The 18961-nt window shown below is 61.2% G+C and carries 12 protein-coding genes; 6 read left to right on the top strand and 6 right to left on the bottom strand.

Annotation, left to right across the window (positions count from 1 at the left end; all coding sequences use genetic code 11):
• Positions 1-76: 76 nt before the first annotated feature.
• Positions 77-1099 carry a type I glyceraldehyde-3-phosphate dehydrogenase gene (gap, locus tag FYK55_RS02180; protein WP_150074375.1) on the bottom strand — a complete coding sequence of 341 codons (1023 nt, stop codon included), beginning with the start codon at positions 1097-1099 and terminating at the stop codon, positions 77-79.
• A 196-nt stretch (positions 1100-1295) separates the two neighbouring features.
• Between gap and FYK55_RS02175 the strand changes: the two genes are divergently transcribed.
• Complete coding sequence (locus tag FYK55_RS02175; protein ID WP_150074373.1) at positions 1296-2201, top strand: class I SAM-dependent methyltransferase; 906 nt, start codon at positions 1296-1298, stop codon at positions 2199-2201.
• A gap of 198 nt (positions 2202-2399) precedes the next feature.
• Here FYK55_RS02175 and cmk read toward each other — a convergent pair whose 3' ends face one another.
• Positions 2400-3053: a (d)CMP kinase gene (gene cmk / locus FYK55_RS02170; protein ID WP_150074628.1), complete on the bottom strand. Its 654-nt coding sequence runs from the start codon at positions 3051-3053 to the stop codon at positions 2400-2402.
• 340 nt (positions 3054-3393) lie between these two features.
• On the opposite strand from cmk, the gene FYK55_RS02165 reads away from it, so the two are divergent.
• A complete protein-coding gene (locus tag FYK55_RS02165) occupies positions 3394-4320 on the top strand; it encodes a DMT family transporter (RefSeq protein ID WP_150074371.1) in 927 nt (308 codons plus the stop codon).
• A 229-nt stretch (positions 4321-4549) separates the two neighbouring features.
• On the opposite strand, the gene FYK55_RS02160 is transcribed toward FYK55_RS02165, so the two are convergent.
• The 4 genes from FYK55_RS02160 to FYK55_RS02145 form a co-directional block, all read right to left on the bottom strand.
• Positions 4550-6088 (bottom strand): sulfatase-like hydrolase/transferase, encoded by a 1539-nt coding sequence (locus FYK55_RS02160; RefSeq protein WP_150074369.1) that lies wholly within the window; start codon positions 6086-6088, stop codon positions 4550-4552.
• A 138-nt stretch (positions 6089-6226) separates the two neighbouring features.
• On the bottom strand, positions 6227-8038 hold the full coding sequence (locus tag FYK55_RS02155; RefSeq protein ID WP_150074367.1) for a sulfatase family protein: 1812 nt from the start codon (positions 8036-8038) through the stop codon (positions 6227-6229).
• A gap of 237 nt (positions 8039-8275) precedes the next feature.
• Entirely contained in the window at positions 8276-8776 is a 501-nt protein-coding gene (locus tag FYK55_RS02150; RefSeq protein ID WP_150074365.1) for a hypothetical protein, read from the bottom strand.
• A 305-nt stretch (positions 8777-9081) separates the two neighbouring features.
• Positions 9082-12708: a hypothetical protein gene (locus FYK55_RS02145; RefSeq protein WP_150074363.1), complete on the bottom strand. Its 3627-nt coding sequence runs from the start codon at positions 12706-12708 to the stop codon at positions 9082-9084.
• 288 nt (positions 12709-12996) lie between these two features.
• Here FYK55_RS02145 and FYK55_RS02140 point away from each other — a divergent pair, with 288 nt between their 5' ends.
• From FYK55_RS02140 to FYK55_RS29570, 4 genes are all read left to right on the top strand, one after another.
• Positions 12997-13416 carry a hypothetical protein gene (locus FYK55_RS02140; protein WP_150074361.1) on the top strand — a complete coding sequence of 140 codons (420 nt, stop codon included), beginning with the start codon at positions 12997-12999 and terminating at the stop codon, positions 13414-13416.
• Between the two features lie 112 nt (positions 13417-13528).
• Positions 13529-15208: an efflux RND transporter periplasmic adaptor subunit gene (locus tag FYK55_RS02135; protein ID WP_150074359.1), complete on the top strand. Its 1680-nt coding sequence runs from the start codon at positions 13529-13531 to the stop codon at positions 15206-15208.
• 30 nt (positions 15209-15238) lie between these two features.
• A complete protein-coding gene (locus FYK55_RS02130) occupies positions 15239-18466 on the top strand; it encodes an efflux RND transporter permease subunit (RefSeq protein WP_150074357.1) in 3228 nt (1075 codons plus the stop codon).
• Between the two features lie 28 nt (positions 18467-18494).
• Positions 18495-18863, top strand: a complete 369-nt coding sequence (locus FYK55_RS29570; protein ID WP_235908355.1) for an RND transporter — start codon at positions 18495-18497, stop codon at positions 18861-18863.
• Positions 18864-18961: the final 98 nt, after the last annotated feature.

The raw sequence follows: 18961 nt of genomic DNA, 5'->3' as shown, positions 1-18961 counted from the left end.
GAGACGAAAAAAGCTCAACACCGCCGGAGCGGCATCGAGCTTTTTCGATGGATGGACGATCTTGCGGGGAGGATGCTTACAGCATCGCGGCCAGCTTGGAACACAGGTCGGCGGTGCGGCAGCTGTAACCCCATTCGTTGTCATACCAGCTGACGACCTTGGCCATCTTGTCGCCGAGGGTCTGCGTGAAGTCAGCAGCAAAGATGCTGCTGTGCGGGTCGTGGATGATGTCGCTGCTGACCAGCGGGTCGGTCGCGTAGAACAGGATCCCCGACAACGGGCCTTCAGCAGCAGCCTTGATCGCGGAGTTGATTTCGTCGACGGATGCCTTTTTGGCCAGGTTGACGGTCAGGTCGACCACGCTGCCGGTGGGCACCGGAACACGCATCGCGATACCGGTCAGCTTGCCCTGCAATTCCGGAATCACCAATCCGACGGCTTTGGCAGCACCGGTGGAGGTGGGGATGATGTTCAGGGCGGCGGCACGGGCGCGGTACAGGTCCTTGTGCGGTTGGTCCTGGACGTTTTGGTCGTTCGTGTAGGCGTGAACGGTCGTCATCAATCCGGAATCGATCCCGAACGTTTCGTTCAAGACCTTGGCCACCGGTGCCAAACAGTTGGTCGTGCACGATGCGTTACTGATGCACTTCAGGTCCTTGGTCAACTTGTCATCGTTGACGCCCATCACGCAGGTCAGGTCGGCACCGTCTTTGGCGGGAGCACTCAACACGACCTTCTTGCACCCGGCTTCCAGGTGGCTGTCGTATCCGGGCTTGCCGTTGGCAGCACGAGCGGTGAAGAAACCGGTCGACTCGATCACGATGTCGATGTTGTTCTCGCTCCAGGGCAGCTTGGACGGGTCACGCTCGGCCAACGCCAGGATTTTCTTGCCATCGACCGTCAGCGACTCGTCGTCGAATTCGACGGTCCCGGGATAACGACCGTGGATGCTGTCGTACTTCAGCAGAGTTGCCAGTGTTTTGTTGTCGGTCAAGTCGTTGACTGCGACCACGTCGAACTCGTCGCTGCGTTCCATCAGATTTCGGAAGGTCAGGCGACCGATGCGGCCGAACCCGTTGATTGCAACTCGAATAGCCACGGTATTGATGACTCCTGTAGATGTCTCGGGGCGCCCCGCAGGTGGGTTGTGTCAGCAGCGCCCGACAATGGGAAAGGGATGTTTCGCGTCGAGACGTTTTGGATTCTGATTGATCAGCGGCAACCCGAGGGTCGTCGCTCGTCGCACAGGACTCACGCTTGGCCGCGAATTATAGGAACGCAACGCGGATCGCACCATGACCCAACCCTCGGCTTCACCACCGCCCTGGCGACGTCCCCCGGGGGTTGCCGCGGGGACGTGGCAATACCTGCATCAGCGGACGATCGCCCGCCATTACGACGACTTTGTGGCTGGCACACCGCTCTGTGAACTCGATTCCCAATACGTGTTGCAGCAGTTGGGTCCGCTGGCCGAAACCGCCGACGCATCAAACAGCGACGGATTTCACCATCGTCGCGTGAGCGTTTTGGACCTCGGTTGTGGTACCGGCCGGCTGGCCTGGCCGTTGGCCGAGTTGGGGTTTGACGTGCTGGCGGTGGATCTGAGTCATTCGATGCTGACGGAACTGCTGGCCAAGAATCACCACCCGTTGCCCCAGGAGACGGTCGACGATCCACCACGCACCGCGGCAGCCTCCGTCGTCACCGGACGCGTGCTGCCGATCCATGCCAACCTGGTCCAGCTGGATGGCCTCCGCGATGCAGTGGCCGACCACGCGATCTGCATGTTCAGCACGCTGGGAATGATTCAGGGCCGCGACAACCGGATCCATGCATTACGGCACGCCGCACGCGTGGTCCGCCCGGGTGGACGCCTGCTGTTGCATGTTCATCGCCGCTGGGCCTCACTCCGCGAGCGTCACGGCGTCGCCCGACTGGCCGGTTCGGCCTGGCGGTCACTGATCCGCAAGGGTTCCGAGTTTGGCGACTGGACGTACGCCTATCGCGGCCTGGACAACATGTTCATGCATCGGTTCACCGCCCGCGAATTGAAGCGGGACCTGGGAACCGCGGGATGGACGGTCGAAACCATCGACACGATCGATCTGCGAGGCGAATCGACCGGTGTGCCCTGGTGGAATGCCAGCGGCTTTTTCCTACGGTGCCGACGTGAACGCCCGCAGGACAGCAGCACGGCGTAGCGAAAGGCTCGTTCATCACGATGTCGATGTCGCTAGTGTCGCCAGACGGCGGCGGCGCTGCCTCCGACGCTCTGGCGAGCGTGGCTACCCCAACGTGGATGCGTTCCACGCTCTGGCGAGCGTGGCTACTCCACCGTGGCGCTGTTCCTCGCCGTTTGGCCTCCGCCGCAACGAGGCCTGCCTGCGACCGTCCAACCATCATTTACCCACTTTGGATCGAACCAAATGGACGATGTGGTCCAACACCTGCTCCGGACTCATCCCGTCGGTCTGCACGATGATGGCATCGTCGGCGGCCCGCAACCGTCCGACCTCGCGGGTCTGGTCTTCCAAGTCGCGTTGGTTCTGCGACCGCAACACTTCCTCCAATGACAGGTAGCGTCCCGAATCGGCCAACTGCCGCATGCGGCGTTTTGCACGTTCCTCCGCGGATGCGGTCAGAAAGATTTTGCACTCGGCGTTCGGAAACACTTCGGCGCCCTGATCGCGGCCTTCGGTGACAATGTCTCGACCGGTGGCGATGTTCCGCTGAAGTTCCGACAACCGCGCACGAACCGCCGGGACATCCGCCAGGTACCGAATCGCATCGGTCACGTCGGGTGTCCGAATCAACGCCGACACGTCTTCGGTCCCCAACCAAATTGCGCGATCCCGCCAGCGGAGGTCGATTCGGCTGACGAATTCGGCCAGCTTTTCGGAGTCCTGCAGGTCAACGCCGGCGCGCAAAGCCGCCAGCGTCGCCGCACGGTACATCGCCCCGGTGTCCAAGAACTCGAACCCCAACTCCGATGCGACTTGATGTGCGATGCTGCTCTTGCCCGCCCCGGCGGGGCCATCGATGGTGACGATCAAAACGGTGGATGCTCCTCGAACGAATCGGACGCAATCGTCCAAGACGCGATCGTTTGGGACGGGGACGCGGGGAACGGGAATGCGGGGGACGGCACGATGGTCGTCATGGTGACCGTGTCCCGGCGGAGATGCAATGCGGGGCGGGTGCGGCGAAGCGGTGCCGTTTGACAAGGCCCGGATTCGATGCCGCTCGATGAACGCCAGCCTGCCCGCTACGATCTGGTGTTTGCCGCGATGGGATCCCGCCGCGATCGGGTCTGCCCGATGATCACCGCCCGAGCGGCAGGCATCCCAACCTGACGCCCCCGTTGCCCCAACCATTCGCTAACGACACCGCTCCGTGCCCGATTTTCTGAAGCTGCATATCGTCGTTTTGCTGTGGGGCCTGACCGCCGTGCTGGGCAACTTGATCCACCTGAGCGCGACTCAGGTGGCGCTGTATCGAAGCGGGTTGTCGGCCCTGATTTTGTTCGTCGTCTTGCGACGCCAGGCGGCGTTGCCGATGCCCCTGATGGCCGGTCTGCTGGGCAACGGAATGCTGCTGGGGTTTCACTGGGTGCTGTTCTTCTTGGCCGTGAAAGTCGCCAACGTTTCGATCTGCATGGTCGGGATGGCAACGGTGTCGTTCTGGACGGCACTGTTGGAACCGGTCCTGGTACCCCGCTGCGTTTTCCAGCGGATCAATTTGGTGCTGGGACTGGTGGTGATGGCCGCCGTGTACGTCATCTTCCGCAGCGAGACTCAGTTCCACAGCGGATTGTTGGTGGCGCTCGGGTCGGCATTGTTGGCGTCATTGTTCTCGATCATCAACGGTCGCTTTTCCGGCCGGATCGCGGAACGAACCATCGTGATGTACGAGATGGCCGGCGCCGGATTGTTTTGTTCTCTGGCCATCATTGGATCGGATCTGGCCGGATCACCCTTGACGTCACCTCGCTGGTTGCCCACGGCAGCCGAATGGGTGTCGATCGCCATTCTCGTGATCGCCTGCACCATTTACACCTACCTGGTGTATGTCGAACTGTTGCGGCGGTTGTCGGTCTTCACGATCAACTTTGCCAACAATCTGGAACCGGTGTACGGCATCACGTTGGGGGCGATCTTTTTCGGCGACCAACAGCATGTCGGATGGGGATTCACTGTCGGCACCGCGATCATCCTTTTGGCAGTCATTGCCCAGCCGTACTTGACCAACGAACACTCCATCAAACCGGCTGCTGAAAACGACGCCGCTTCCGCGGAACATTCCGATCCGGGCATGCTGTGAGGCGGATTTTCCGGAGCGGCAGTTCACGGTGTGCCCACCGTCTGGCGACGGTGCTCCATTCATTGTTACGTCGGTACCTCCACCGCCTGGCGACGGTGGCGACATCCATTGTTGAGCGACCGTCCATATCTCCACCGTCTGGCGACGGTGGCTACATCCATGGTCGCGCGATAGTTCGTCTATCCACCGTCTGGCTACGTTGGATGTGGAGCACCGGAGCGATGCCTCTTTAGGGTCGCCCCTTTTTCCAGACCTGACTGCGGTGTTCAACCGGCCGATCCCAGGGCTGCTCCGGATTGGGTTGGTACAAGGGATCCTTGTCCTGCGAGAGCATTCCCGAAACGGTTGACTGCACCGTTTGCAGAAATGCCTGTGCATCGGCGTCGGCCTGGCCGATCAAGTTTTGCGTCTCGTCCAAGTCATTTCGCAGGTCCACCAGTTTTTCCGGTTTTCGATCGGGACCGATGAAGACCTTGTAGCGTTCGTTGCGAAACACGCGGTCGCGAAAATGCCACTGGTTCTCCACCCCGGCGGGTGTGACCGCGGCGTTGTTCTGGCCACCCATCGCCAGAATCCACTCTCTCCCCGAGCTTTCCTGATCGCCCACCAGCACCGAGGCGACCGAACGGCCATCGATTTGAGCCGACCGGTCGACGGGTCGCCCCGCCAGTTCGGCCAGCGTCGGTAAAAAATCCGTGAAGTCCACCAGTGCGTCACTGACCGTCTGAGCCGGAATGCGTCCCGGTCCCCAAACAATGGTCGGCGCGTTGACGCCATTCTCGGTGGTTTGCGCCTTGCCACCCCGCACCGTCCTGCCATCCAGCGTGCCGGTGATCGAACGCGACGTGCCATTGTCAGTCGTCCAGATCACAATCGTGTCACGATCCAACTTCAAATCTCGCAGGTGATCGATCAATCGGCCAACCAGATAGTCCATGTACCGCACCATCGCTCGGTGCCGCGGAAGCTTGCCCGTCGCCTCGGGATCGTGGGGCGTGGCGACCAGCGGACCGTGCACCAGCGCCATCGGGTAGTACACGAAGAACGGCTTCTCCTGGTGCTCGCTGATGAAGTCCAGCACAAACTGGTTGTAGACATCCGGACCGAACTTGCCTTTCAAGGTCTCGCTGGGTTTTCCGCGTCGGGCAACGTACGGATCCCAATATCGCTTGTCACTTGCGGGAACACCGGCTTCACCACCGGTCCACATGCACCAGTCGTCAAATCCGGCTTCGTCCAATGCGTTGGGTTCGACGCGAAAATCATCGATCTGCCACTTTCCGGCGATCGCGGTGGCGTACCCCGCATCGCGAATCGCTTTGCCCAACACATACGGATACTGGCTGGGGTCAAAATGGCAACCGGCGCCCCAACGTGGGACATCCCAATGATTGACCCATCCGTTGCGGTAGGGGTACTGCCCCGTGAGCAAGGCGACGCGACTGGGGGTGCACTGCGGCATGCTGTACACGTTGGTCATCCGCATGCCTTCGGCGGCCATCGCGTCCAACCGCGGCGTTTCGATCCCTTCGGCTCCGAAGCTACGAATCCATTCCTTGCCCAAATCGTCCACCAGGATGAAAACCAGGTTCGGCGACTTGACGGTCTCATTGCGTTCCTCGGCCGCCCCGGCGACGTCTTGGCCGTGACAATGGATGCCGGACAGGAGCAGCAATGCCAGGACGGAGCGCCAAATTGCCCGTCCGTCTCGCGCGGCGGTCCAAAATGCTGCGGGCCAAGACGCAGCGGACGAAGGGGCAATCACCATGGTCGGATCCAAGATTTGGGAAATGACGTCGCGGGCACGTCGGAAAGACTCATTTGCAGAACTTGATGCACACTTCTTGATGCACACTGCTTGATGCACACTGCTTGATGCATGCCGGCTTACGGTTGCCGACTGCCGTCACCAAAGGGTCACGGCCTGGTCGTTTGCCGAACGCAGTTGAAATCTCCGAATGGAGGTCGGTGCGGCATCCAGGTGGACACGGAGATGAATCAGCTTGCCTTGGACTGGCAAATCGACGCGAACCGTCTGCCAACCGATCTGCTGACGGACGGAGAACTCTGAACGCTGACCGGACGGAAACGTCCGGTCACCTGCCTTCCGCCAAGCGAACGTCCCCTCGAAATCGGAGTCCGATCGGATTTCCATTTCGGCGGTGACCGGGCCCTCAATCGACAGACCGTTTTTCACCAGGAAGGGGTGATCTTCATCTGCCTTGGGACTGATTTGCAAGTGGCCATCAACGACCGACATTTGCCCGTCGCGCAACAACCAGCCACGAAGCTCCGTCGCGGAAGATGCGTCCTTGCCGCGGGGACGAAACTTTTCCGGCAGTGGCGGCGCGGGTTTTCCATCCAGGTAGAAATCGAAATAGTCATTCCAGGTTTCGGACATCGGACCCACTTGCAACCCGGGCGGGGTCAGTTGATCACCCCAAGCGGCCAGTTGGCGACGAAGCCGCGCGGCGACATCGGCGTGTTCGGACGCCAGATTGTGATGCTCCTCCAAATCGTCGGCCAGATTGTACAGGTACTCCCGTTCGCCGCCGCGCAGCAACTTCCAATCGCCGGAACGGATCGCTGACTGCGCCGTCCACCGCCACATCAATTGCTGATGCGGAGGGCCTTGCTTTTCACCGGTCAAAAAGGGGACCAGATTGACCCCGTCCAACTTCTCCGGTGGAACGTCCAGCCCCGCCAAAGCGGCGGATGTCGCGGCGACGTCTAACGCGCTGACGGGATGGGGATAGGCTGGGTGCGTTGGGATCGTGCCCGGCCAGGCAACAACAAACGGCACATGCATCCCGCCCTCAGCCAACATGCCTTTCTCACCGTTCAACGGATCGTTCAGGGAACCGTCCCAACCCGGGCCACCGCCCGGAGCATCGACTTTGTGGATCTTGAGCGGGGCACCGTTGTCGCCGATGTAGAAGATCAACGTTTTTTCGGTCAGCCCGTGCCGCTTCAACGTGTCCGTGACCAACCCCACCCCATCGTCGACCGCCGACAACATCGCCAATGCCTGGCGACGGCGGTGCGGCATCGGATCGGGAAAGCGGTCCAGGTATTTCTGCGGCGCGTCGAGCGGAACGTGCGGCGCGCGATAAGCGATGTAAAGGAAAAATGGCTGATTTTTGTAACGATCGATGATCGACGCTGCGGCACGACTGCATCCGTCCACGTGATACATCGTCGGAGGCAGACTCCGCATCGGACGGTCTTCGCCATCCAGGGTGATGTTCGCCGAAAACGGTCGCTGAGCATTCTGGGCAAAGACATGCCGAAACCCGTGATCGGTGATGGCATCGGTCGGTCCGAGGTGCCACTTCCCGAATTGCGCCGTGACATAGCCGGCTTGCTGCAATCGCTCCGCGATCGTCGTCTCCGCATTGAACCCGTCCAAGGACGATCCGTTGGAATCCAAACCGAAGCGCCCCTGAAATCTGCCCACCAACAATCCGCCACGCGACGGCACGCATTGGGGCGCTGTGCTGTATCCGTGCACCATCCGAACGCCACTGGCAGCCAATGCATCGACATTGGGAGTGCGCACGTCGTCGACCACTTGCTGGCAGGAAAGGTCCGCGTGTCCGTGGTCGTCCGTGTAAAAGACGATGATGTTGGGACGTGTCGGCGCGGCAACCAGGCAACGCTGCGGCGCGGACCACAACAAGACGCCAAGCAGCAAGTGAAACGAGATCCGCAACGACATCCGACTGACCCTTGGATTCGGGACGAAGGCTTGGAGAAGGACAAGCCTTATCTTATCCGGATCCGATGGGGCCAGCGGCATGCCGAGAACGAAATGCTTTGCATCTGCGTTTCTTTCACCGGCCACTGTTTGAGAACGCTTTGCGACGCTCGATAGAACATCGTCACTCCGCCGGCTGGCGACAGCGGCGACAGCGGCGACAAGGATCGCATGCGATGCCCGGACGCGTCCGGACGTCTATTGCCAGAAGGTGTGGGTGGTCGATTGATGCGGCAGCACCGATTCGGTGACCGGCGCCGACGGCATCGTTTTGGGCTGAACCACGCGGGGCTGCACCTTTCGGACAGGCGCGGCCGACGTCGGGGGCACAGTCGTCGTGGGCACAGACGTCGGGCCATGCGACAAGGACGGCTGGACGACGACCGGAGCCGAATGCTGCGGTACTTGGCTCGGCACGCCCCAGGTTTGGGAGGTGCTTGGCACCGTGACGGGCGTCGACGAGTAAACCGGGACCGATTGGGTGCGAACGTGGCCGTAGTGGGAATAGTTCTGGGTTCGCTTGGTGCGGCTGAAGTTCGCATTGCGGTTGCTCGTGTAGAACAACCCCATTCGCTTGTTCATCGGCTTTTTCCACCCCCATCCACTGCCTCCGCCCGCCGACGCGGGAACGGCGCCCACGCCCAGCACGAGAGTCAAAGCCAAACTTGCGAAGATGCCGGATTGCAAGGGACGATACATGGGAATTCTCCGAGTGGACGTGGCGGCAATTCTGGTTTCGTCACCGCCGGATCGGCTCGCAGTGTCGCGTGCGGCAGCGGTGCTCAACGAGCCAAGCGAGGCCTGCTTGCAGGTGTTACCACCATTTTACCCCACAATCGCCGTTTTTTTTCCCATCCGTGGCTGTGGAGCCCGATTTCCAGTGCGGGTTCCAGTGCGGGAACCTGGTTTCCGACGCCGGTTCGCTCCCGCCGAAGCGTTCTTCTGATGGCGGCTGGCTTCTGAAGGGGGCTGGGCGATCGATCGAAGCGTGGCCCCGAGGTTGCTCACCGCACGAACGGCTTGACCACCCATTTGGTCTGACCGGCCGCCGGGACCGCCGGCCCGCCGCCGACCGCCAACGCCGCAGTCAATTCGATCTCCACCTCGCCCGCGATCACGGGAGTCACATCCTTGCCGGCGGTCTGCAGCGCATTGAGCCACCATGCCAGGTACCCGCCAAGACTTTTCGTCAGTGCACCGGTCTTGGCCACTTCATCCACAACCTGCGGCAAGCCGATCACGTAGCGGGCGTCACTGGCGCGCACGTTTTTCCAGGTGATCGGAGGAAGCTGATTCCCGGCGTGGCTCGGATACAGCGTGACCGTGGCCAAATCCCCCGCGCCGTCCAAGCCATTTCCTGGAGGAACGACCAACGTCGCCAGGGGCATTTCCGGAGTCAACAGCGGAGCGGTCGCCGCATAAACGCCGTTCTTGAATTCCAATGGCACCTGCAACCTGACGCTGGCGTCGGTGAGCGTCGGAACCAGAATCGGTGGTTCGCACGATTGATTCTGGTGTTTGATCACCGGCAGCAACAGATGGCCACTGACGCCGTAGGGTGTCGCCACGTGCACGTCGACAAATCCATCATAGCTCTCCAGGATCCGACACTGCTGATTCCGGTCGACGTAGCTGAGCCCCAGACGTTCGTCCTGAATGACCGGCAGGCCTTTGGGCAGCGTGACTTGCAGGATCTGCCGACTGAGCATCGTTCGTTCGTCGATCGCTTTGGTGCCCGCGATCACCTTGGTCTCATGGACGCTGAAGTTGTCGCCAACCAGAAAGAAGGTTTGATCGTCCACGGCGGGATCGTATCCCGGGCTGCCGTACCAACCCAGCAACTCGGGCGCCAACTCACGCGTCCCGCTGCTGAACATTTCGAAACCGCCCAACGTGTTCGATTCGGGGATTTGGCACTGCAACGTTTGCAGCGGCAACTCATTCTCCAGCTGGTCGACACGACGAAGCATCCGGTCGACGTCTCCCTGGCGGTACAGATCCGGACGAGCGATGCACCGCTGGGCCGCCCGTTTCATTTGCGTGATCGCCCGGCTCTGTTCGGCGACTTCCTGCATGGAAAGCGCCGAGTGCGAGGGTTTGACCAGCTTGAACCAGTTGGCCCGGGTATCCAGCGAGACGTCCTTGATGAACGACGGCGCCAGAATCACCGCCACGCATTCCCGCATCCCCGGCTCCAGTTCTCGCTGTCGCATCAGCTGCCGATCGGTCGGGCCGCCGCCGATCAGGTCACGGACCAGTGTGACGGCATTGTTTTGCACCGGGGCGGTTTGGAACCTGGGATAGAAACGCCAACCGAAGGTGTCTTCGCCGTGGACGAATCCCACGATCGTGCGATTGACGTCGATGGTCGCCATGTCACGCTGCAGTTGACGAACGAATTGCATCGCCCCGTTGGCGCTCATTTCACCGCTGGCGACGGCGATGGCTGCGGCGAACTGCATCTGCCGGTAGATCGACGCCGAATCCGCGATGTTCTGCTCGGTGACGACCGGATCGATGGTGAACACCCGCAGCGGCCAGCGCGCGGAGACATAGGCGCTGAACAGTTCGCGTGCCTGCGGTGACGGGTCGGGCCCGTAAAAGGTCAACCAGCCGCCATCCTCCACGCCGCCGATCTCAGTGATCTGGTAGCGGCGCATGTCTTCGATCAGACGTTCATTGAGCAAACGCGACAGCACATAAATCCCCCACACGAACGTTCCGGTGGCGCGGTGCTGCAGTTCGCCGCCCAACTGGCTCAACACGGCATCGCGACGTGCGTCGATTTGGTCGGTCCTGCGCAAGCGGACCAGGTCCACCAGCGACGTGGCGGGCATCGCTTCGGCAACCGAGACGGGATCGAACATGCCGTGGTCGCCGAGGATCAGTTCCGATTCGCTCGTCACCAGCTCCGGATCCCAGAAGGCACGCATCGCGGGACGGGACACCAATTCGTAAGCCGCTTGGATTTCCTCCCGCAGGAAGGCCTGCACATCGGTCAGGTGCACGACCTCGCGGTTGACCAAATCGTTGCGAAACGCCCGGTGGGATTCCAGGGCCAGATGTCCCAGCGATTCAAAACCATACAGCTCAGTCAGTTGGGTCGGTGGGACGGGAAGTCGAGAACGACGCGTCAGCGAGGTCGACAGCGAAACACCGCTAACGAGTTGGTCAAGCCTTGCGCCTAACTGTTGAATACTGGTGACCAGTTGCTCAAGTTGTCTGATGTCACCGTCAATGCCTTCGAATCGTTTGGAGATCGATTGTTGAGCGTCGGCCAAGTTCGATCGGACCTGGGACCAGAGAGCCAGTTCCTTTTCAGCAGCTTGAACCTGCAGCCTCATTTCCAAACCGGTCGCGGTACTTTCCTTCGGCCCCTTGTCTTGCGTTTGATTCGTTTTCGGCTTTGAGTTTCCCAGAGCATCGATCTGCTTTCGCTTCTGCGACACGATTGCATCGGCTTGGTTTTGCAACTGATCGAACAGCCATACTAAAGCCTCCAGTTCTCGCTTGAACTCCACCAAGTCCTGCTCACGCACCTTGCCCACCAATGCAAGACGTTCCTTGGTCAGGCTGACGAATCGCAGCCGCGACAGATCAATCTTGTCGGGCGTGGCGTACTCGATCAGTTCGATCAGTGTCTCCCGGTCTGTGACGAGTACCCCGTTTTGCGAGATTTCTCGGTTCAAGTCATTGATCAGGCGTTCCTTCGATTCGAACTGGCGAAACAACTGATCCAACTGACGTGGGTCGGTGTTCAGAAACCGGGTCAGCGGCAGGGCCAGATGATCGACCAGATCATTCACCACCAGGTCCCGGAACAGGGACGGCAGCAGGTCGTCTTCCAAGTGCATGTTTGCTGTGACCGTGATCTCCGCGCCGTAGCCGTGACGGCTGTGCGACCCGGGAAGCACCGAAACGGGCAAACGCACCAGGTTGATGCTGTAGCCCGGTGCGTCGGACGCGTCGTCGCCCTCGTTGATCCGCCGCAATTCCGACAAATGCTCCAGGTAGCGTTTGTGCTGGTCCAAGACCGCCGTCTGTTCCAACTTCAACGCATCTCCAAACAGCGTCGTCTCCTCGGTCGACAACCCGAAGCCGCCCAGCGCCGCGTTGTCGACAAAGTTCAACTCGATCGCGTTAGCTTCGCTGGGGCCCAACAGCGATTGCGCCTCGGGCGCCGCGGCCCCTCCGGTGCCGATCCCGATCGCCGCGGCCAACAGCGCCTGATCACGCACAAAAGACGCCCCGGTCAAACGGCCTTCGTCAAAGTTTTTGACCTGTGCGGAGAGTTGCTCTTCGATCTCGCGCCGGTACTTCGTCAATCGGGCTTCCCCCCACACGTCGGGGCTTTTGGCGACGATGGTTCCCCAATGGTCGATCTGGTGCTCCAGCCAATCAATGTTGGCCGCCAGCGTTTCCACCGCATCGTCCTCACAGGTCTCGGGCGGGTGCCCGTGCCGCCGGAACGGATGCACCAGATCTTGCAGCCAGGGCGGAGCCGCGATGGCGGTCCCGGAAACCGAAACGGCGATGACCATCAGATAAAAGCCCGCCAGCTTCCAAACCCGGCGGTCTACCCGCCACACCTGGCCTGCCAACGATTGGTTGTCCGTCGCCTCTCTGCCCATCGCCCCACTCCCTCTTTGATGCGGATGACCCCAAGATCGAGCTTCCCCTTCGACCGTCCCATCATTCCCTTGGGTGCCCATCGGAAATCGGATACCCGGACCCCCGACGGAGCGGTCACTTTCGGGTCAAGTCGCATGACTCACCGCCTAGAACCCCTACGACCGTTACAGATTCTGGAAAATCAAATTGCGCTCGTTCGCCCATTTTCCGGCCCCAAGCAGGCAACCGGCGGAATCCGGAGACAAGTTTGGATTGATTGATTCGGCTCCATCACCAATACTTAAGACATGTTCGACTGGTTTTTCCGAGCGCTGTTGATCACGTTGGTGCTGGCCTGCCCGGCATGGGGCGGTCGTTGCTGCGCGCACCCCGGTGACGTCGAACAGGTTTCTCCGCCCGCAAAGGTTTGTGGGACGTGTTGCTGCCAACAACCGGAATTCCAGCCGGCGACGCTGCCGACGGACACCCCGCCGCCGCAAGACGACTGCCCGAATCGTTGTCACGATTGCTTTTGCACGGGCGCGTTGCCGGTCGGGCCCAGTCCGACGCAATGTCTGGACGAAGTGGTTGTCGCCACCGTGACGCCACAGCCGTTGACGATCGACCGCTTGGAAGGACGTTCTCGGTCGTCCGTTCAGGACGCCCCCTGCCACTGGCCGCCGGAGATGGGGCGACGCCTGGCCACGCTTTGCACGCTGCTGATCTAGCAGAAAGTTTTTCGGATCCGGGATCGCGATCGGCTCGCATTCCCGTTGACGCCTGCGCACCTTCGTGATGCGCGGGGCCACACGCTGAAAAACTGTTCTCCAAGGCGCTACCATGGCTACCACTCTCGAATCCCCGCAGTCGGCTGCGGAGCCGACACATGACATTTCCCCCGGGAGCGCGACTCCCACCGAACCGGCGTCGGCACAGGACAAGTCGCCCCCGATCGGCGCACTGCTCAGCTGGCTGCCCTCGATCGCCGTCCTCGGACTGCTTGGAGCCATCGGCTGGTACGGTCACCATCACGATTGGCGGCCGCCAACGTTTGGATCAATGACGACCGCGGCGACGGAAGCTTCCACACCCTGGTGCGCCAGCCACGGCGTGCCGGAAGAGGAGTGCATTGTTTGTAACCCCGGATTGATCGACCCGCCGCCGGAGCTGACGTATTGCAACGAGCACGGCGTGCACGGCTGTGTGTTGCATCATCCCGAACTGGCGGAAACGAAACAGCCGGTTCAGCCAACGCCGGCGGACCTGCAGCGGGCGAGGGACGCGTTGGCGCTCATGCCGCGGGCGGAGAACATGCCTCTTAGCAGCACGGCCGGTGCTCGGATTCAGTTTGCATCGACCGATGCCCTGGTCAAAGCCGGCGTGGATGTGGAACCGGTGACCCGGGCCAGCCTGGCGGAAACCATCGAGGCGGCCGGCGAGATTCAGTACGACGCGACGAAGACTGCCGTCGTCTCGCCCCCAGCCGACGGCATCGTCCGCGAGGTGCATGCCAATGTCGGCGACTGGGTCCACAGCGGAGACGTGCTCGCCATCGTCGACTCTCAGGAACTGGGACGGCTGAAGGCGACGTTGGTCTCGGCGCTATTGGAAGAAAAGTTCAATCAAGACCAGATGGCTCGCTTCGCCAAGCTTGCGCCATCCGGTGCAATTTCGGGAAAGCGTTTGCTGCAAGGCGAAACGGAATTGCAACAAGCCACCGTCGCCGTGGAACAGGCCATTCGTTCGCTGACCAACTTGGGACTTGTCGTCGATCAGGACCGCTTGCGTTCGGCCGACCTGGACAGCGTGAAACGCTACGTCCGTTCGATCGGAACGGAACAGGATGCCGAACCAGCCGCAGCTGGCGAGGACGATGCACCCCGTGAGCGTGCGGCACGCAATGACAACATGATCGCGGTGCGGGCACCGATCGAAGGCCGCATCATCACGCGGGAAACCACGCTGGGCGAAGTCGTCGATCGTGGCAGCCGGATGTTTCGCATTGCCGACCCCCGCACGGTCTGGTTGGACCTGCGGGTGCCAGCGGAACAGGCGTCCTTGGCTGAAATCGGCACGCCGGTCACGTACCAGGCGGACGGGTCCCAGCAGGTCCATCGTGGCGAAGTGACATGGATCAGTACCGACGTCGACCCGCAAACCCGGACCGTGCGCGTGCGGGCGGAGTTGCCAAACCCGTCCGGCAGTTTGCGGAACGAGTCGTTCGGCCATGGCGAAATCGTGCTCCGCCAGGAAGACGACACGATTGTGGTTCCCGAACAATCGCTGCAGTGGGACGGGGCCAGTCACGTCGTGTTCGTTCGTGACGCGAAATACTTTGACGAAGATCGTCCAAAGTTCTTCGTCACGCGTTCGGTTCGCCCGGGTGCCCGCAGCGACGGCATGGTCGAAATTCTCGCCGGCGTCTTGCCCGGTGAGGTTGTCGTGTCCGATGGCAGCGACGTGTTGCGTGCCCAATTACTCCGCAGCAATTTGGGCGCGGGCTGCACCTGTGGTCATTGATCGCAAAGCAAGGAAGCTGGAGACCACGTCATGCTGGAAAAACTCATCGATCTATCGTTGCGGCACCGGGTCGCGGTGCTGCTGGGCGTTGGGGCGCTGATCGCGGGAGGGATCTTCGCCCTGTCGCACCTGGACATCGATGCATTCCCGGACACCACGCCGGTGATGGTGCAGGTCAACACGACCGCACCGGCGCTCGGACCGGAAGAAATCGAACGCCAGATCACCTATCCGATCGAACAGTCGCTGAGCGGATTGCCGGCGCTTGAAAACATCCGATCGGTGTCCAAGTTCGGATTCTCGCAGGTGGTCGTCACCTTCGAAGACGACACCGACATTTACTTCGGCCGTCAAGTCGTCGGTGAACGGTTGGCAACGGTCGAGTTGCCTCTGGGGGTCGGCCGCCCGGAGATGGGGCCGGTCGCAACGGGGCTGGGCGAAGTCTTCCACTACGTGCTGACCTACCCCGATGTCGACTTCACGAAGTTGCCACCCGACGAACGGACGCGTCTGCTGACTCAGTTGCGCACGACCCAGGACTGGGTGGTCGCGCCGCAGTTGAGGACGGTTGCCGGAACGGCCGAGATCAACAGTTGGGGCGGTTACGAAAAACAGTTTCAGGTGCGCATCGATCCTTCCGGACTGGTCTCGCGAGGATTGACCTTTGCCGAAGTCATCACGGCGTTGCAGCAGAACAATCGCAACGTGGGTGGCGGCAACATTGACCGGATGGGCGAGATGTTGCTGGTCCAGGGACTGGGACGCACCGTCGACCTGGAGCAAATCGGCAACATCGTCATCCGCTCGGTCGACGGCGTCCCCGTGCGGATCCGGGACGTGGCAACCGTCGACATCGGACACGAAATCCGTCGCGGAGCGGTTTCGGCCGACGGCCATGGGGAAGCCGTGATGGGGCTGGGATTCATGTTGATGGGTGAGAACACCCACCAGTACACCGCGGCGTTGAAACAAAAGGTCGATGAGATTCGGGCCAACCTGCCGGCCGGCATGGCGATGATCACCATGTACGACCGAACCGAGTTGGTCGACTCGGTGATCGATACCGTGCGAAAGAATCTGTTCGAAGGCGGCTTGCTGGTCGTGGCGGTGTTGTTCGTGTTTCTGGGAAACCTGCGAGCCGGGCTGATCGTCGGACTGGCCATTCCGCTTTCGATGCTGTTTGCCTTTACCGGCATGTGGCGGTTCGGGATCGCCGCCAGCCTGCTCAGTCTGGGGGCACTGGATTTCGGACTGGTGGTCGACAGTTCGGTGGTGATGATCGAGAACTGCGTTCGCCACTTGAGTGAAGCGAACCCGCTGGGCCGCAGCCGGTTAGAGCGGATCCGGGACGCAGCGGTGGAAGTGCGCGGACCGACCATGTTCGGCGAACTGATCATCATGATCGTCTACCTGCCGATCCTGACCCTGGAAGGGGTCGAGGGAAAGATGTTTCGCCCGATGGCGTTGACCGTCATCTTCGCACTGGCCGGATCGATGGTGCTGTCGATGACGCTGATGCCGGTGCTGGCCAGTCTGCTGCTGCCGAAAAAACTTTCGCACCGGGAACCCTTATTGGTCCGGGGGTTGAAACGGATCTACCGACCGATCCTGCAATTCACCATGCATCAACGACTGGCCGTGATCGGGTTCGCGCTCTGCGTCCTGGTCTTCGCCTTCGGGCTGATCGCACCCAACTTGGGAACGGAGTTCATGCCGCAGCTGTCGGAAGGGGCCGTGGCGATCAACGTGGTCCGTTTGGCGGGCACCGAGGTCGACGATTCAATCCGCTTCAACACGCAGATGGAGCGTGCCCTGCTGGAGCGGTTTCCCGACGAAATTGCGCACGTGTGGAGCCGCATCGGGGCCGCCGAAATTGCGACCGATCCGATGGGACTGGAATTGACCGACATCTTCATCACGCTGCGTCCACGCAATCAGTGGCAGCAAGCATCGACCCAAGCGGAGCTGACGCGACTATTCGAGGAAACCTTGCGCGACTTGCCGGGACAGCGACTCGCCTACACGCAGCCGATCAAGTTGCGGATGGATGAAATGGGCACCGGCAGTCGTGCGGATATCGCCGTGAAGCTTTACGGCGATGACTTGGACGTGCTGGCCGGGAAAGCGGCTGAAATCGAACGCGTCCTGTTGTCGGTGGAGGGATCCGCCGACGTGGGCGCGACGCAGCTGACCGGTCAGCCCATGCTGCAGATCAAGATCCGCCAGGACGAAATCGCCCGTTACGGCGTCCCCGCCTCCGCCGTCCTGGATCTGGTCGAAGCGATCGGCAATCGCCCCGTCGGTGACGTGTTCCAGGGACAACTGCGTTTCCCACTGACGGTGCGTCTGCCCGACAAGTATCGCGGCGATGTCGAAGCGATCGCCGCGGTCCCCGTGACCACCCCTCGCGGCGAACAAATACCGCTGGAACGTTTGGCCGATGTCCAATACGCGACCGGACCGTCGCAGATTGCTCGCGAATGGGGACAGCGGCGTGTGACCGTTTCGGTCAACGTCCGCGGACGGGACGTCGGCAGCTTTGTCACCGAAGCCCAACAACGGATTGCGGAACAGGTCACGATGCCCTCCTCGCGATACTACGTCGAGTTCGGGGGCCAATTCGAGCACATGATCCGCGCCCGTCAACGACTGCTGATCGTGGTTCCCGTGGCGCTCGTGCTGATTTTTTCGTTGCTTTACATCACCTACGGCAACCTGGTGGATTCGGTGCGGGTGTTCACCGGAATCCCCTTTGCCTGGACAGGCGGCATCATCGCTTTGTGGCTACGGGACATGCCTTTTTCGATTTCCGCCGCCGTCGGCTTTGTCGCGTTGTCCGGCGTCGCCGTGTTGGATGACATGCTGCTGGTGTCGACGATCCGGGGCTTGCGAAATCGCGGGTTGGATCTTGAAGACGCCGTTGAGCAAGCCGCGTTGACGCGATTACGCCCGGTGCTGATGACCACGCTGGTCGCCGCACTCGGTTTTGTCCCGATGGCATTGAGCACCGGAATGGGCGCCGAAGTTCAACGCCCCTTGGCGACCGTGGTAATCGGCGGGGTGATCAGCGCCATGGTGATGTCGCTGTTGGTGCTGCGTGTGCTGTACATGGTGTTTCAAAATCCTTTTCGAACGGCTTCAACCGCACCGGCCGACCATGGATCGGATGCGGCAATCGCCACGGTCGCGCGCAGCGAGCCTGGTGACACCACCCCCGTCGCTGCGGGCTCAAACCGCGGTGACAACCAATTCTTTTGATGATGTTTCTTTCCAAGGAGAATGTTTGATGCGTTTGCATGATGGATTTCTGATGACGACTTGTCTGTTGGGTGGGTTCGTGCTTTCCGGTTGCGGAAGTGAAGGTGAACCGGTCGCAACCGAACCGGTGGCGCACGAAGAGCATGATCACGCCGACGGAGCACACGCCGCACACGACCACAGCGGTTGGTGGTGCGTCGAACACGGCGTGCCGGAGGACGAGTGCGCCCTGTGCGACCCTTCCCTGGTTGCCGACTTCAAAGCTAAAGGGGATTGGTGCGAAGAGCACAATCGTCCCGATTCACAATGCTTCATTTGCCACCCCGAGAACTTTGACAAGTTCGCCATGCGTTACGAAGCCAAGTTCGGCGAGCAACCTCCGGCGCCGACCGAATAGAGCGGCGACCGCTTCCGCGAGGAGGTCGCGCAGCGTTGCTTCACCCTCCCTCCGGGAGGGTCGCGGAGGAGCTTGCGACGACGCGGGGAGGGCACATC

It is taken from the genome of Roseiconus nitratireducens (genome assembly GCF_008629675.1).
Taxonomy (GTDB): Bacteria; Planctomycetota; Planctomycetia; order Pirellulales; family Pirellulaceae; genus Stieleria; species Stieleria nitratireducens.
The sequence above is the reverse complement of the archived record's forward strand: the minus strand, read 5'-3'. Positions and strand labels throughout refer to the sequence as shown.

What these genes read in the sequence shown, in the direction of transcription:
- FYK55_RS02175 (WP_150074373.1), top strand. Translation starts at nt 1,296, where the DNA reads ATGACCCAACCCTCGGCTTCACCACCGCCCTGGCGACGTCCCCCGGGG.
- FYK55_RS02160 (WP_150074369.1), bottom strand. Translation starts at nt 6,088, where the DNA reads ATGGTGATTGCCCCTTCGTCCGCTGCGTCTTGGCCCGCAGCATTTTGG.
- FYK55_RS02155 (WP_150074367.1), bottom strand. Translation starts at nt 8,038, where the DNA reads ATGTCGTTGCGGATCTCGTTTCACTTGCTGCTTGGCGTCTTGTTGTGG.
- FYK55_RS02150 (WP_150074365.1), bottom strand. Translation starts at nt 8,776, where the DNA reads ATGTATCGTCCCTTGCAATCCGGCATCTTCGCAAGTTTGGCTTTGACT.
- FYK55_RS02145 (WP_150074363.1), bottom strand. Translation starts at nt 12,708, where the DNA reads ATGGGCAGAGAGGCGACGGACAACCAATCGTTGGCAGGCCAGGTGTGG.
- FYK55_RS02140 (WP_150074361.1), top strand. Translation starts at nt 12,997, where the DNA reads ATGTTCGACTGGTTTTTCCGAGCGCTGTTGATCACGTTGGTGCTGGCC.
- FYK55_RS02135 (WP_150074359.1), top strand. Translation starts at nt 13,529, where the DNA reads ATGGCTACCACTCTCGAATCCCCGCAGTCGGCTGCGGAGCCGACACAT.
- FYK55_RS02130 (WP_150074357.1), top strand. Translation starts at nt 15,239, where the DNA reads ATGCTGGAAAAACTCATCGATCTATCGTTGCGGCACCGGGTCGCGGTG.
- FYK55_RS29570 (WP_235908355.1), top strand. Translation starts at nt 18,495, where the DNA reads ATGCGTTTGCATGATGGATTTCTGATGACGACTTGTCTGTTGGGTGGG.